This window comes from Lamprobacter modestohalophilus (genome assembly GCF_016583905.1).
Taxonomy (GTDB): Bacteria; Pseudomonadota; Gammaproteobacteria; order Chromatiales; family Chromatiaceae; genus Lamprobacter; species Lamprobacter modestohalophilus.
Window position 1 is genome coordinate 101,411 of sequence record NZ_NRRY01000005.1, and the last position, 14,013, is coordinate 115,423.

Genomic DNA, 14,013 nt, shown 5'->3' on the forward strand with positions numbered 1-14,013 from the left:
CGATTCAGCCTAACGCGAGCAGGGGCGCGCCGAGCGCCACTGCGTCACCCTCTTTGACCCGGATATCGGTGACCCGGCCTGCAGAGGGCGCGCGGATCTCCGTCTCCATCTTCATCGCCTCAAGGACGACCAACACGTCTCCGGATTCGACCGCCTGATCACTGCGAACCTCGACCCGGACGATGCTTCCGGCCATCGGCGCGGTGATCACCCGCCCCTCGATGATGGTCGAGACCTCGTCCGCCGTCTCCACCGAGCGCACACGCTCTACCACCCCCTGCGGCGACACCGTGACGTCGTAGCCCTTGCCGTTGACCTCGACGTGGTAGGACTCCGGCTCGGTGTTCGCTAGCGGTCGCGCGGCAGCCGCGGTTGGCGCCGCGGTTAGCGCAGAGGTCGGCGCCGGAACCGGTTCGATCTCCCAAGGCGGTCGCTCGAAGGCCGAGGCGTTACCCCGATTCTCGAGGAATTTAAGCCCGACTTGCGGGAACATGGCATAGATCAGCACGTCGTCGGCGGCCTCTTTCGCTAGCTCGATGCTGCGCTCGCTTGCAAGATCGGCAAGCTCGCCGGTCAAACGATCCATCTCCGACGCAATATCATCCGCAGGACGTCCGGTGATCGGTTCCTCGCCGTCTTTCAGCACCTTTGCCTGCAGCTCAGCGTTGACCGGAGCCGGCGTCGCCCCGTAGGCACCACGCAGCACGCCAGCCGTCTCGTTGGTGATGCTCTTGTAGCGCTCGCCCATCAGCACATTCAGCACCGACTGGCTGCCGACGATCTGCGAGGTCGGCGTCACCAACGGAATGAAGCCCAGGTCTTCACGCACCTTCGGGATCTCAGCGAGCACCTCATCCATACGATCGGTCGCGCCCTGTTCCCGCAGTTGGTTCTCCATATTGGTCAACATGCCGCCGGGTACCTGCGCGACCAGGATGCGCGAGTCGACACCCTTGAGCGAGCCCTCGAAGCGTGCGTACTTCTTGCGCACCTCGCGGAAATAGGCAGCGATCTCTTCGAGCAGCAACAGATCAAGCCCGGTGTCACGCTCGGTGCCATCCAGAATGGCCACCAACGACTCGGCCGGCGAATGGCCATAGGTCATGCTCATCGAGGAGATCGCCGCATCGACCACATCAATTCCAGCCTCGGCGGCCTTGATGTAGGTGGCCGTACTCATGCCGGTGGTCGCATGACAATGCAACGCGATCGGTACCGAGCAGGTCTCCTTCAGCCGCGTGATCAGCTCCTCGCAGACGTAAGGCCGCAACAGCCCGGCCATGTCCTTGATGCAGATCGAGTGGCAGCCCAGCTCCTCGAGCCGCTTGCCCATGTCGACCCAGTAATCGATATTGTGGACCGGACTCACCGTGTAGGACATCGTGCCCTGCGCATGCGCATCCGTCTCCAGCACCGCACGGATGGCCTGCTCGAGGTTGCGCAGGTCGTTCATCGCGTCGAAGATGCGAAATACATCGACGCCATTCTTCGCCGCGCGTTCGACGAACGTATCCACCACATCATCGGCATAGTGCCGATAGCCGAGCAGGTTTTGGCCCCGTAACAGCATCTGCTGTCGTGTATTTGGCATCGCCGCCTTGAGCTGCCGCAAACGCTCCCAGGGGTCCTCACCGAGATAACGGATGCAGGCATCGAAGGTGGCACCGCCCCAGGTCTCCAACGACCAATAGCCAACCTGATCGAGCTTGGCCGCGATCGGGAGCATGTCCTCGATGCGCATGCGCGTCGCCAGCAACGATTGATGGGCGTCGCGGAGAACGACTTCGGTAATGCCGAGAGGTTTCGGTTCGCTCATGGGCCTGTGTTCCAGGTTGGGTTCCAAGTAGAGACCGTGATCGTCAAGAAGCAGAAGACGTCGATGGGCAGTGCAAAGGCGTTGGTCATTGCCGCCGATGGGAGCGATAGCGCGCGACCGCAGCACTGATCACGGCAACTAGCTCGGCATCGGCCGTCTGACCGTTGCGAGACACCTGCGCCGGCGTTAACAGGGGCTCGACCCCGCCCGGCGCCAGCTTTTCTGCCAGCCAAGACATGCCTTTCAGCAGCAGCACGAGCAACAGCAAGAAACTGAAGACAGTCCCCATGCCGATCGCCATCAGGCTGAGGCTGTCTGCAATCAAGGTTGTCTCAGGCATCGAAGGGATCACGAATGGTCAATGTCTGGGCACGATCAGGTCCAGTCGAGACGATATCGACTGACACCCCACCGAGCTCCGCCAGTGTTTTTAGGTAGGTCTGCGCCTCGGCTGGCAGCGCGTCCAGGGACTCGGCGCCGACCGTTGAGCCCTGCCAACCTGGCAGATCGATGTAGCGCGGCGTGCAGCGCGCGAGCTCATCGGCGGTGATCGGCGGGGCCTCAAGCTCGCGGCCATCAAGCTCGTAGGCCACACAGATCCGCAGCCGCTCCATGCCATCAAGCACGTCGAGCTTGGTCACACAGAGCCCCGAGACGCTATTAATGACGAAAGCGCGCCGTAGCGCAACCATATCCAACCAACCACAGCGGCGCTTACGGCCCGTGGTCGCACCAAACTCATGGCCGCGCGCACCAAGCCTCTCGCCGTCGGCGTCATCGAGCTCGGTCGGGAACGGACCACCCCCAACGCGGGTCGTATAGGCCTTGACGATGCCAAGCACGTAGTCCAAATGCAGCGGACCGACACCGCTGCCGCTGGCAGCACCGCCAGCCGTCGTGGTCGACGAGGTCACAAACGGATAGGTGCCATGATCAATATCCAGCAACGCCCCTTGCGCCCCCTCGAACAGCACGTTGGCGCCCTCAGCGCGCAGACGCTCGAGCTCGCCCGTCACGTCGGCGAGCATCGGCAGCAGCTGCTCGCGCTGAGAGAGGGCCTGGTCCAAGCATTGCTGAACATCGATCGGCTCCGCCGCGAACTGCTGCTGCAGCGTGAAGTTGTGCTGATCCAGCACCTCGCGCAGCCGATCCTCGAAGTGCGCCACGTCCGCCAGCTCACCGAGCCGGATACCACGGCGCGCGATCTTGTCTTCGTAGGCGGGGCCGATACCGCGTCCGGTGGTACCGATGGCCTTGTTGCCGAGCGCCTTCTCACGCGCCAGATCGAGCGCGATGTGGTAGGGCAGGATCAAGGCACAGGCGGGGCTGATACCAATGCGCTCGCGCGCCGGGATACCGCGCTGCTCGAGCGTCGACAGCTCCGAGAGCAGGGCCTCCGGCGACAGCACCACACCATTGCCGATCAGGCAGCGGACGCCCGGATGCAAGATGCCGGAAGGGATCAGGTGCAGGATCGTCTGCTCGCCATCGATGACCAGCGTGTGGCCGGCATTGTGGCCACCCTGGAAACGCACCACCGCATCCGCACGCTCGGTCAACAGGTCGACAACCTTGCCCTTGCCCTCGTCACCCCACTGGGTGCCGATCACGACGACGTTCTTACCCATGTATTCCTCTGGTTCTGGTCACTCGATCAGCCAAACTTTTTACAGCGTCGGCAGCCGCTCGGCGCCGGGCCTTGATAACGCATCGGCTCATGACGGCTCAGCTCAGGCGGCCACATCCGGCACCAGCTGCCAGACGCCGTCAATCTTCGCCAGTCGTTCGCAACAGTTGTAATCGCTCGGCACACCTCGCTGATCAGGCAGCTCGTAGAGCACCTGCCGCCCCTCGGCCCGGAGCCGTTCGACGATCGGCTGCAGCTCGGGATCAGCATCCCAAGGTGCCATCACCGCTGCCGGCGCAACCTCGGCCGCCGCAGCCTGCGCCGAGAGCGCAATCAGCCCCTTCAAATCGGAGCTAAAGCCGACCGCCGGGCGCGCGCGCCCAAACACCCGGCCAATGTCGTCGTAGCGCCCACCGCGCGCGATCTCGAGCCCCCAGCCGGGGGCAAACGCGGCAAACACGACGCCGGTCTTGTAGGTATAGCCGCGAAGCTCGGCGAGATCGAAATGCACCGGCAGGTCCGGCAGCCAACGCCGCAGCTCGTCGGCAACCCGCTGTAGTCGATCCAGCGCGCCTAAGACCTGTGGGTCGGCCGCCCGCAGCATCGTGCTCGCACGCGAGAGGGCGTCCTCACCATTGAGCTCCACCAACGAGAGCAACATGGTCCCAACAGGCCCGGCAACCCCGGTCTCGGTGATGATCGCATCGATCTCCGCGCTCGCCTTGCGCTGCAGCGCATCGAACAACCGCAACTCATCAGCGCGCGATAACCCGGCTTGCTGGATCAGCCCCCGATAGACACCAACGTGGCCGAGATCGAGATAGGGCGACTCGATGCCCGCGGTCTCAAGGGTCCGCACCAACAGTCGCAGCACCTCGACATCGCTCTCCGGACCATCATGCCCGTAGATTTCGGCACCGATCTGCAGCGGACTGCGGGTGCCGGCAAAGCCATCGGTGCGGGTATGCAAAATGGTGCCCAGATAGCAGAGCCGGGTGGGGATCTCTCGGCGCAGATGATGCGCATCGATCCGCGCCACCTGCGGGGTCATGTCAGCGCGCACACCGAGCAGTCGCCCGCTCAGCTGATCCGTGAGCTTAAAGGTCTGCAGGTCGAGATCCCGGCCGGTCCCCGTGAGCAGGCTTTCTAGGTAGTCGATGAACGGTGGGATAACCAGCTCATAACCCCAGCTTCGAAAGAGATCGAGCAAGCACCGACGCAACCGCTCTAGCTCAGCGGCCCTAGCAGGCAGCACTTCTTCGATGCCGGTCGGCAGAAGCCAACGCTCGTCGTTCATCAGATCAGACTCAGTTAACCAGGTAGAGGAGTGCAACACCGCTGAGCATACTCAGGAGCCCCGAAAACCGGAGGCTGCGAGCATCCTGAGAGGCAACCTGCAGGAGGAGTCGGCGGAACCCATTGGGAGCGATAAATGGCAGCAGCCCCTCGATCACAAGCATCAAGGACAGTGCCAGTAGCAAGGCATGCCACATGGATCAACCGGCGCACTCAGCGAATGTATAAGAAAGATTGAATCGTCTCAGAAGCAATGGCTGGGCGACAACAGCGGCGATGATTGCAGAACCATTGCGGCCTGTCTATGCGGCGAGTCAGATGCCCGGGCTTGACGAGAGACAAAAAATAAGGCCCGGCAGTCTCGCTGCCGGGCCTCTTGGTGGCTGGCGACAACACAGGCGCTAACGCGCCGCTGTCCCTGGCAACCTGGGTGACCCACTCAAGGCTGCAGCCGAGCCAGGGTCCTGCGAGTTGAAGAACCGGAAGAACTCCGAATCCGGCGAGAGCACCAGTGTGCTGCCCTTATTGGCAAAGGTGCGCCGATAGGCGTCCAAGCTGCGGTAGAAGGCGTAGAAATTTGGGTTTTCCTGATAGGCGGTGGCGTAGATCTCCGCCGCCCGACCATCACCTTCACCGCGCGTTTCTTCAGCCTCCTTGTAGGCATCGGCAATGATCACGGTGCGTTGCCGATCCGCGTCAGCACGGATGCGCTCAGCAGCCTCAGCACCCTTTGCACGCAGATCACGCGCAACCCGCTCACGCTCGGCGCGCATGCGGTTGTAGACCGATTCACTGACCTCGGGCGGCAGATCGATCTTCTTGACCCGCACATCCAGCACCTCAACACCAAGCTCGCCGGCTTGCGTATCACTGACCTTGGTCAGCGCCTTCATCAGTTCGATGCGGTCTTCGGTCACCACCTCTTGGATGGTGCGCTTACCAAACTCGTCACGCAGCGCGGTATTGATCCGCTCGGAGAGCAACCGCTCGGCACGCGCACTATCGCCGCCGGTCGAGCGGAAGAACTGCGCGGCGTCGTTGATGCGCCACTTCGTGTACGAGTCGACGATCACGTCCTTCTTCTCGATGGTCAGGAACCGCTGTGGTCTGGCATTGAGGGTCTGGATGCGCGCATCGAAGTGCATGATGTTATTCAGCACCGGCACCTTGAAGTGCAGGCCCGGCTCATAACCGCTGCGCACGATCTCACCGAGCCGCAGCTTGATGGCCGTCTCCCACTGCTGCACCGTGAAGGTCGACGCGAGGACAATCAGCGCAAGCAGCGCAACAGCAATAGGAATCAGGATTTTCTTGGTGTCATCCATCAGCGCGAGCTCCGATCGCGGGACACGTCACGAATCTGAGACGTGGTTGGCGGCGCGTTGTACTGGTTCGAATCGGGTCCATCGAGCATCGAGGTCCGCGGCTGCGCGACCTTCGCCGTCTGGTTCCGCATGATCTGATCCAATGGCAGATACATCAGACTATTCCCCTGCGGCACATCGATCAGCACCATATTGCTTCCAGTCAAGACCGACTCGATGGTCTCGAGATAAAGACGCTCACGCGTCACCTCTGGGGCCTTCTCGAACTGGGTCCGAATCGCATTGAAGCGAGAGGTCTCACCTTCAGCCGAAGCCACGACCTGATCTCGATAGGCCTTAGCGTTCGCGATCGCGCGCGCCGCTTCACCGCGAGCCTGCGGCAGGATCTCATTGGCGTAGGCCTCAGCCTTGTTCTCGAGCCGCTCCTTGTCCTCGCGCGCCTTGATGGCGTCATCGAAGGCGTCTTTGACCTGCTCTGGCGGCTTCGCTGGCTGCATGTTGACCGAGGTCACCAGCAGCCCAGTCTTGTACTCATCCATCAAGGACTGAATACCCTGCTGGATCATCGCCGCTACGGCACTACGACCCTCGGTCAGGATGAAGTCGAGCTTGGCGCCACCAATGGTCTTGCGCACCACGGTTTCCGTGGCATCCCGCAAGGTCTTCATTGGCGCCTGATCTTGGAACAGGTAGTTGGATGCGTCCTGGATACGCGACTGCACCGTCAGCTCAACGTCAACGATGTTCTCGTCGCGCGTCAGCATCGCTGCCTTGTGGCTGAACGAGGAGATCTCGTCAACATTGACCACCTCGACACGCTCGATTGGCCAAGGAATGTGCCAGTGCGGACCCGGCGCCGTGGTCTTCACATAGGCACCAAAGCGGAGAACGACGCCGCGCTCAGCCGGATCGATAATGTAGATCCCGGTGAACAGCCAGACGACGAACACACCGGCGAGGATCACGCCGATCGTCTTCAGGCTCAAATCCACCGCGCTCGGACCACCACCGCCACCGCCACCCGACGAGGAGCCCTTGCCGCCGAACAGGCCACTGACCCGCTCCTGAAGCTTGCGCACGATCTCGTCGAGGTCCGGCGGCCCACCCTGATTGCCAGGGCCGCCCTGGTTACTACCCCAGGGGTCCCGGTTACCACCTCCCGGTTCATTCCAGGCCATACTTGCTCCGATTACACGTTGTTGTGTCGCGTCGTGACGTCGACTCTCGCTGATCGCGAAGCGAGCGCCCTGCGTGCTGCAAGGCTGCTCTCAGTCGACCGTTACCGCCTCTCGGCGGCCTCTGCAGTCTTCAGCCGAGAATGCTGACAGCGTCTAGAGTGGGAAAGTGCCGCCCTCGCTGCGGTTATCAAGGACGCGGTTATCCAAGGACGTACTCTAAGCCAAAACCGCGCATTGTACGTGGCGTCGGCGGGTTACGACAATGCCGGCTCGCCCCTGAGTCGACACTGCTGCCAACGCGGATCGGCCTCGAGATAGCGCTCGACCTGCTGTCGCGCCAGCTCCACCTCCATGCGCCAGCCACCTTCATCGGTACCGACATCATTGAGGACGCTGGCATGCTCGAACAGCCAGGCGCGTAAAGCACCATCCGCCGGGCCGAGCAGAAGCGATTCGTGCACCAACTCGCCACGCAAGCGCTCACTCAAGGCTTCCGTCAGCAGCTCGACACCAGCACCGGTCTGCGCCGACATCCAGACTCGCCAGGGCCGACCATCGGCATCACGATCCAAGCGCGGAGGCTGATCATCAGCCAGATCGATCTTGTTGTAGACCAACAGCTGCGGACAGTCCTGCGCACCGATCTCTGCCAGCACCGACGCAACATCGCGGATGCGGCGGTCCCGCTCCGGCGACGCCGCATCAACCACGTGCAGCAGCAGGGAGGCCTCGCGCGTCTCCTGCAAGGTCGAGCGGAAGGCCGCGACCAGCTCATGCGGAAGCCCGTTGATGAAGCCGACGGTATCGGCTAGCACCGTCGCCGGACCAGCCGGCAGGTGCAAACGACGCAGTGTCGGGTCAAGGGTCGCGAACAGCTGATCCGCTTGATAGACACCCGCCTCGGTGAGCCGATTGAACAGCGTCGACTTGCCCGCGTTGGTGTAGCCCACCAGCGACACGGTAGGAATCTCGGCCCGGTTTCGCGCCCGTCGCCCCTGTCCACGCTGGGTCTCGACATGGGTCAGCCGCTCGTTCAGCAGCGCAATGCGACGACCGAGCAGCCGACGATCCGTCTCGAGCTGGGTCTCACCCGGACCGCGCAGTCCGATACCGCCCTTCTGGCGCTCCAGATGGGTCCAGCCGCGCACCAGCCGGGTCGAGAGATGTCGGAGCTGCGCCAGCTCGACTTGCAGCTTGCCATCGGCAGAGCGGGCGCGTTGGGCAAAGATGTCAAGAATCAGGCCGCTACGATCAACGACGCGACAGGACAGCAGCCGCTCCAGATTGCGCTCCTGAGCCGGACTCAGTGCATGATCAAAGATCACCAGCTCAGCACCAGCGGCCTCGACCAATGCCTTCAGCTCATCGGCTTTGCCGGAGCCGATGAACAGCCGCGGGTCGGGCGTGTCTCGGGACCCGCCAAGCGTCCCAACCACCTCCGCACCAGCGGCTTCGGCGAGCAGCTGGAACTCCCCGGCTGCATCATCGGTCGTCCGCTGGCCGCCCATGGCGATCTGCACCAGGATTGAGCGCTCACCGGCCTCAGGACGCTCAAGCATCGGATCGCCTCAGACCACCGAACACGCTGGATGGCCTTAAGTCTGCGCGTGGGACGATCAGCCGTCGTCCTCCTCGATCCCATCCTGAGGCAGCGGCAACTTGACATTGCGCGTCGGCACCACAGTCGAGATGGCGTGCTTGTAGACCATCTGACTGACATTGTTCTTTAGCAGCACAACGAACTGATCAAAAGATTCGATCTGACCTTGCAGCTTGATCCCGTTCACGAGGAAGATCGAGACCGGAACCCGCTCTTTGCGCAAGGCGTTCAAAAATGGATCTTGTAGACTCTGCCCCTTGGACATGGGCGATTCTCCTTGTTGTTATCACGGACCGGCATCAGCACAGCGCTGCATGCGATGAAACCGGTAAAGCATTGCAAGATAGCACAGAGATCAACGCAGATGCCTAAGCAAACCGCAAGCCAGGAGAGCAATCCAGTACTGCGATCTAACGAGGCTCGGCAGGACTGAGGAAGACCTCCACCTGCTGCAGTGCCGCCTGCTTAACCTCAGCCTCAGCCTCATCCCAGAGCCAAACCGCGTTCTCCTCAGTGCGTAACCAGGTGTACTGCCGCTTCGCAAGCTGGCGGGTGGCCACCAGCGCCTTCTCGCGCATCTGCTCCCAGCTCAGCTCGCCGCTGAGATAGGCCCAGAGCTGCCGATACCCGACCGCCCGCATCGATGGCAGCGTCGCATCCAGATCGTCGCGCTCATAGAGCGCGCGGACCTCATCCTCAAACCCCGCCGCAAGCATCGCCTGCAACCGCAGCTCGATACGCTGATGCAGCGTCGCCCGCTCGCGTGGCGAGCGCACCAGCCTCAACACGCGGTATGGCAGCGCGCTGCCGGCGTCCCGATGCCAAAGCTCACTCATCGGCCGACCAGTGACCAAGAACACCTCAAGCGCCCGCTGCACACGCTGTGGATCGTTTTGATGCACCCGCGCCGCGGTCAGCGGATCGACCTCGACCAGCCAGTCATGCATCGCGGCGGCCCCCTCCGCAGCATAACGCTCAGCCAACTGCGCGCGAACCTCCGGCTGTGCGGTTGGCAGCGGCGACAGGCCGCCGACCAAGGCGCGCCAGTAGAGCATGGTACCGCCCACCAAGAGCGGGATGCGCCCGGCAGCCGTGATCTCCGCCATCGCCGCTAACGCATCGACGCGAAAGCGCGCCGCCGAGTAGGCCTCGCTGGGATCGCAGATGTCGACCAAGCGATGCGGGAAGCGGGCGAGCACACTCGGCGCAGGCTTCGCGGTGCCGATGTCCATCCCCCGATAGACCAGCGCCGAATCGACGCTGATCAGCTCGCAGGGCAACTGTGCCGCCAGCGCCAACGCCAACTCCGTCTTGCCTGACGCCGTTGGCCCAGTGATGAGGATCGCCGGCGGCGCGGTCTCTCCAGCACCACCGGTCGAATCAGGGGCGGTCATCGCCGGCAACCTAATGCTCATGGCGCGGCGCCACCCCGGAAACTGAATCGCTTGAGATTCACGCTAAGTCCAGCGTCAGCGTCCACGCCAAAACAACCGGTCCAACGCTTGCAGTGTCAGCTTAACCCAAGTTGGGCGACCATGATTGCACTGATCGGCGCGCTCGGTGCGCTCCATCGCCCGCAGCAGCGCGTTCATCTCCGGCAGGGTCAGCTGTCTGTTCGCCCGCACTGCACCATGACAGGCCATGGTCGACAGCACGCGGTTGATCTCAGCGCGCACGCGATCACTGCTGCCTTCGGCAACCAGATCGGCAAGCAGGTCGCGCAGCAACTGCTCCGGATCGGCGCCACTGAGAATGGCTGGGATCGCCCTCAGCAACAGGCGCTCCGGGCCGACCCGATCGACACTGACACCCAGCGTTGTCAGCACTTCCTGCTGTTCTTCGGCGAGATCGGCCTCGCGCCCTGAGACGGCCACCGCGATCGGAACCAGCAGCGGCTGTTGCTGCACCGAGCCCTGGCCCCAGCCCGCCTTCAACCGCTCATAGCCGATGCGCTCATGCGCAGCGTGCATGTCGACCAAGATGAGCCCATCGGCGCCCTGGGACAGGATGTAGACACCGCTCAACTGGCCGATGGCGAAGCCAAGCGGTGGCAGTTCCTGATCTGAATCTCGGTCATCGCCTGAACCTTCAGGACCGACATTGTCCCAGCCCTGCGTCAGATTTTCCCCGAGGCCAGCTCTCAGATCAGCACTCGAAGCGGGCCGCGAATCGAGCCCCGCGGCCTCGCCTCGGTCGAGCAGCGCGGCAGCCAAGACGGGGTCTAGAGTGCCATCAGGCGCGGGGTCCGGCATCTGCAGCGCCAAGGCCGCGGCATAAGCGCTACGGCCATCGCTGATCCGCAACGGCAGACGGGACTGAGTTGGTGCCGTCACCTCGGCCGCAGTAGCGGCAGCGACCGGCTGTTCCTCCGCCCCAAGGCCAGCCAGTGCCGGATCAGCCGCAATCCTGGCCTGCGCCCCACCCTGTTCACAGCTGCCGGCAAGGCGACGATGCAGGCTGCGGAACAGGAAGTCGTGCACCTGCCGGCCCTCGCGGAAACGGACCTCATGCTTCGCCGGATGGACATTGACATCGACCTGGCGGGGATCGAGCTGCAGATAAAGCACATAGGCCGGGTGACGTCCGTGATGGAGCACATCTTGGAACGCCTGTCGCACCGCATGGGCGACTAACTTATCGCGCACCATGCGGCCATTGACGAAGAAGAACTGCAGGTCGGTTTGACTGCGCGAGAACGCCGGACGCGCCACCCAGCCGCTGAGCGCGAGCCCGACCGCCTGCTCATCCACCTCGAGCGCATGCTGCACAAAGGTCTCGCCGAGCAGCGTCTGCAAGCGCTCGCCACACGCATGCGCTGACAACGGCTCCGACTCAGGCGCAGCACGCAGATCAAAGAGCTCGCGACCGTTGTGCTGCACGCGAAAGCCGACATCAGCACGCGCCAGCGCCATGCGCCGGATCAACTGCTCGATGTGACCCAGCTCGGTGCGTTCGGTGCGCAGGAACTTGCGCCGCGCTGGCACACGATAGAACAGGTCACGCACCTCCACCGAGGTGCCGACCGGATGCGCAGCCGGCGCCACCTCCCCCGCACAATCGGTGCCGTCGGCGCTCAGGCGCCAGCCGTGCTCGGCCCCCGGCTCCCGGGAGATCACCTCGAGCCGCGCCACTGAGGCGATGCTCGGCAGCGCCTCGCCGCGGAACCCCAGGCTGGCGACCGATTCCAGATCATGGAGGCTGCTGATCTTGCTCGTCGCATGGCGAGAGACGGCTAGGGCGAGGTCCTCAGCGCCAATTCCAGAGCCGTCATCCCGCACGCCAATGCGTTTGATCCCGGCCTGCTCCAGCTCGACGACGATCTGTCGCGCCCCGGCATCGAGGCTGTTCTCGAGGAGCTCTTTAACGACCGAAGCCGGGCGCTCGATGACCTCACCGGCGGCGATCTGGTTGACGAGAAGCGGGGGTAGCGAACGGATGCGTGGCATCCTTGTGATGGAAGCAGAAACCCAGCGATGGAGCAAGCCGACTGTCTCGGCTTCTGTGCTTCTAGACTTATGGGCTTCTGGGCTTCTCGACCCGCGCGTCCCCGCTCTGCCGCCGCTCCCCGCTGAGCCGATTCAACTGCCGGGGATGATCAGCACCTGCCCAGTGCGAATCTCATCGCCGTGCAGCTGGTTGATATCCCGCAGCACACTCAGCCTGACGTTATAGCGACCCGCAATCTCGGACAGGGTATCGCCAGGTTCGATGCGATGTTGACGCGCCCCCGAGGTCGTCGCCTGAGCAAGCGTCTGTGCCGACGTCTTGGCAAAGCGCGTGCCCGGCGGCGGGTACTCGGCGAAGTACTCGATGATGCCGTCGAGGATCGCGTCAGCGAGCTTGTTCTGGTAGCTCGCATTGCGCAGCCGCTTCTCCTCGTCCGGATTCGAGATAAAGGCGGTCTCGACCAGCATCGACGGGATATCCGGTGACTTCAGCACCGCGAAACCGGCCTGCTGAATACGCTGCTGATGCACTTCACCCAGCCGTTGCAGCTTCGACAGCACCTTGCCGGCCGCGATGCCGCTGAGTTCGATCGTTGCGTTCTGACTCATCTCGAGCAGCACGCTGGCGAGTAGATCATCACGCTGTTTGAGATCGACGCCCCCGATCAGGTCGGCACGGTTTTCGCGCTCGGCAATCCAGCGTGCGGCCTCGCTGGTTGCCCCACCCGCCGAGAGTGTGAACACCGACGAGCCACGCACCCGTGGATCTTTGAACGCATCGGCATGGATCGAGACGAAGAGGTCCGCGCGATGCTCACGCGCGATCTCGATCCGCTTGCGCAAGTGAAGGTAGTAGTCGCCATCTCGAACCAGCACCGCTCGCATGCCCGGTTTAGCATCGATGCGCTGCGCCAGCTTGCGCGAAATAGCCAGCGTGATGTCCTTCTCGCGCGTCCCACCGCCACCGACCGCCCCCGGATCTTTCCCGCCGTGGCCGGCATCAACAGCGATGATGAGATCGCGATTCGACGGCTTTGCACTGCGAATCGAGAGATGCTCGTCACCTTGGTTGATCGACGCCAGCCCGGCAGCCTTGGGGGTGACACTCGCCGCGACCGCCGCCTTGGCGTTAGAGCTGCTGGCCGCGCTGGAGCCCGAGCTTGCCCTGCTAGACGCCACCATCGCGCCAGACCGCGGCGAGAGATCGATCACCAGCCGGTGACCATGCGAGCCGCTCGGCCCCAGGTTGAAGCTCTTCGCCCGCACCTGCTGTTTCAGGTCGAGCACGATGCGGAGATCATCGCCTTCACGAATACCGCTGCGCAGGCTGGCGACGACGGGATCTTCGGCTGCAGGCTCAGGAAGATCACCCAGGAGTCGCGCATCGATCAGATCGATCACGAGTCGGTGCGGATCATCGAGCGCAAACACCCGGTGCCCGACGGGAGACTCGACATCCACCACGAAGCGCGTGTACTCGGGGCCAGTCCACATGCGAGCGCCATCCACAGCAACCTGACCCCCGAAGGCCACGCCAGCGAAGCTTACAACAAGCATCAAGAGACTGGTTCGAGCCAGCGTCCAAAGCATCAGTCAGGGTACCTGTGCGCGGTATCACCACCGCTTGGCTAGGTGGTATTTTTACCTCTAGAGCATAGACGCATCCGAAACAATTTCCAAGCTGAAACGGATGCTTGAACGCACTTCTTGACGGCCCGACGAGCT

The 14,013-nt window shown here is 63.1% G+C and carries 12 protein-coding genes; all 12 read right to left on the bottom strand.

What is annotated here, in order from left to right; all coding sequences use genetic code 11:
- Positions 1-4: 4 nt before the first annotated feature.
- The 12 genes from oadA to CKO42_RS05280 all read right to left on the bottom strand — a co-directional run bounded on the left by oadA (position 5) and on the right by CKO42_RS05280 (position 13,782).
- Positions 5-1,816, bottom strand: coding sequence for a sodium-extruding oxaloacetate decarboxylase subunit alpha (gene oadA / locus CKO42_RS05225; protein ID WP_200240149.1), 1,812 nt, complete (start codon positions 1,814-1,816; stop codon positions 5-7).
- A gap of 85 nt (positions 1,817-1,901) precedes the next feature.
- Positions 1,902-2,156 (bottom strand): OadG family protein, encoded by a 255-nt coding sequence (locus CKO42_RS05230; protein WP_200240151.1) that lies wholly within the window; start codon positions 2,154-2,156, stop codon positions 1,902-1,904.
- Positions 2,149-3,444 carry an adenylosuccinate synthase gene (locus tag CKO42_RS05235; RefSeq protein WP_200240153.1) on the bottom strand — a complete coding sequence of 432 codons (1,296 nt, stop codon included), beginning with the start codon at positions 3,442-3,444 and terminating at the stop codon, positions 2,149-2,151. The genes CKO42_RS05230 and CKO42_RS05235 overlap by 8 nt, the downstream gene beginning before the upstream one ends.
- Before the next feature lie 102 nt (positions 3,445-3,546).
- Complete coding sequence (locus CKO42_RS05240; protein ID WP_476737466.1) at positions 3,547-4,740, bottom strand: ATP phosphoribosyltransferase regulatory subunit; 1,194 nt, start codon at positions 4,738-4,740, stop codon at positions 3,547-3,549.
- A 10-nt stretch (positions 4,741-4,750) separates the two neighbouring features.
- Entirely contained in the window at positions 4,751-4,936 is a 186-nt protein-coding gene (locus CKO42_RS05245) for a DUF2065 domain-containing protein (protein ID WP_200240155.1), read from the bottom strand.
- A gap of 204 nt (positions 4,937-5,140) precedes the next feature.
- Positions 5,141-6,064, bottom strand: a complete 924-nt coding sequence (hflC, locus tag CKO42_RS05250; RefSeq protein ID WP_200240157.1) for a protease modulator HflC — start codon at positions 6,062-6,064, stop codon at positions 5,141-5,143.
- Positions 6,064-7,242 carry an FtsH protease activity modulator HflK gene (gene hflK / locus CKO42_RS05255; RefSeq protein ID WP_200240159.1) on the bottom strand — a complete coding sequence of 393 codons (1,179 nt, stop codon included), beginning with the start codon at positions 7,240-7,242 and terminating at the stop codon, positions 6,064-6,066. The genes hflC and hflK overlap by 1 nt, the downstream gene beginning before the upstream one ends.
- A 254-nt stretch (positions 7,243-7,496) precedes the next feature.
- Complete coding sequence (gene hflX, locus CKO42_RS05260; RefSeq protein WP_200240161.1) at positions 7,497-8,801, bottom strand: ribosome rescue GTPase HflX; 1,305 nt, start codon at positions 8,799-8,801, stop codon at positions 7,497-7,499.
- A 57-nt stretch (positions 8,802-8,858) separates the two neighbouring features.
- Positions 8,859-9,107, bottom strand: coding sequence for an RNA chaperone Hfq (hfq, locus tag CKO42_RS05265; protein ID WP_200240163.1), 249 nt, complete (start codon positions 9,105-9,107; stop codon positions 8,859-8,861).
- Positions 9,108-9,252: 145 nt separating this feature from the next.
- On the bottom strand, positions 9,253-10,236 hold the full coding sequence (miaA, locus tag CKO42_RS05270) for a tRNA (adenosine(37)-N6)-dimethylallyltransferase MiaA (RefSeq protein WP_200240268.1): 984 nt from the start codon (positions 10,234-10,236) through the stop codon (positions 9,253-9,255).
- A gap of 75 nt (positions 10,237-10,311) precedes the next feature.
- Positions 10,312-12,288, bottom strand: coding sequence for a DNA mismatch repair endonuclease MutL (mutL, locus tag CKO42_RS05275; RefSeq protein ID WP_200240165.1), 1,977 nt, complete (start codon positions 12,286-12,288; stop codon positions 10,312-10,314).
- 132 nt (positions 12,289-12,420) lie between these two features.
- Positions 12,421-13,782, bottom strand: coding sequence for an N-acetylmuramoyl-L-alanine amidase (locus CKO42_RS05280; RefSeq protein WP_242479142.1), 1,362 nt, complete (start codon positions 13,780-13,782; stop codon positions 12,421-12,423).
- Between the last annotated feature and the right edge of the window lie 231 nt (positions 13,783-14,013).

Excerpts from the sequence above, each read along its gene's own strand:
- oadA (WP_200240149.1), bottom strand. The coding sequence starts at position 1,816 with ATGAGCGAACCGAAACCTCTCGGCATTACCGAAGTCGTTCTCCGCGAC.
- CKO42_RS05230 (WP_200240151.1), bottom strand. The coding sequence starts at position 2,156 with ATGCCTGAGACAACCTTGATTGCAGACAGCCTCAGCCTGATGGCGATC.
- CKO42_RS05235 (WP_200240153.1), bottom strand. The coding sequence starts at position 3,444 with ATGGGTAAGAACGTCGTCGTGATCGGCACCCAGTGGGGTGACGAGGGC.
- CKO42_RS05240 (WP_476737466.1), bottom strand. The coding sequence starts at position 4,740 with ATGAACGACGAGCGTTGGCTTCTGCCGACCGGCATCGAAGAAGTGCTG.
- CKO42_RS05245 (WP_200240155.1), bottom strand. The coding sequence starts at position 4,936 with ATGTGGCATGCCTTGCTACTGGCACTGTCCTTGATGCTTGTGATCGAG.
- hflC (WP_200240157.1), bottom strand. The coding sequence starts at position 6,064 with ATGGATGACACCAAGAAAATCCTGATTCCTATTGCTGTTGCGCTGCTT.
- hflK (WP_200240159.1), bottom strand. The coding sequence starts at position 7,242 with ATGGCCTGGAATGAACCGGGAGGTGGTAACCGGGACCCCTGGGGTAGT.
- hflX (WP_200240161.1), bottom strand. The coding sequence starts at position 8,801 with ATGCTTGAGCGTCCTGAGGCCGGTGAGCGCTCAATCCTGGTGCAGATC.
- hfq (WP_200240163.1), bottom strand. The coding sequence starts at position 9,107 with ATGTCCAAGGGGCAGAGTCTACAAGATCCATTTTTGAACGCCTTGCGC.
- miaA (WP_200240268.1), bottom strand. The coding sequence starts at position 10,236 with ATGACCGCCCCTGATTCGACCGGTGGTGCTGGAGAGACCGCGCCGCCG.
- mutL (WP_200240165.1), bottom strand. The coding sequence starts at position 12,288 with ATGCCACGCATCCGTTCGCTACCCCCGCTTCTCGTCAACCAGATCGCC.
- CKO42_RS05280 (WP_242479142.1), bottom strand. The coding sequence starts at position 13,782 with ATGTGGACTGGCCCCGAGTACACGCGCTTCGTGGTGGATGTCGAGTCT.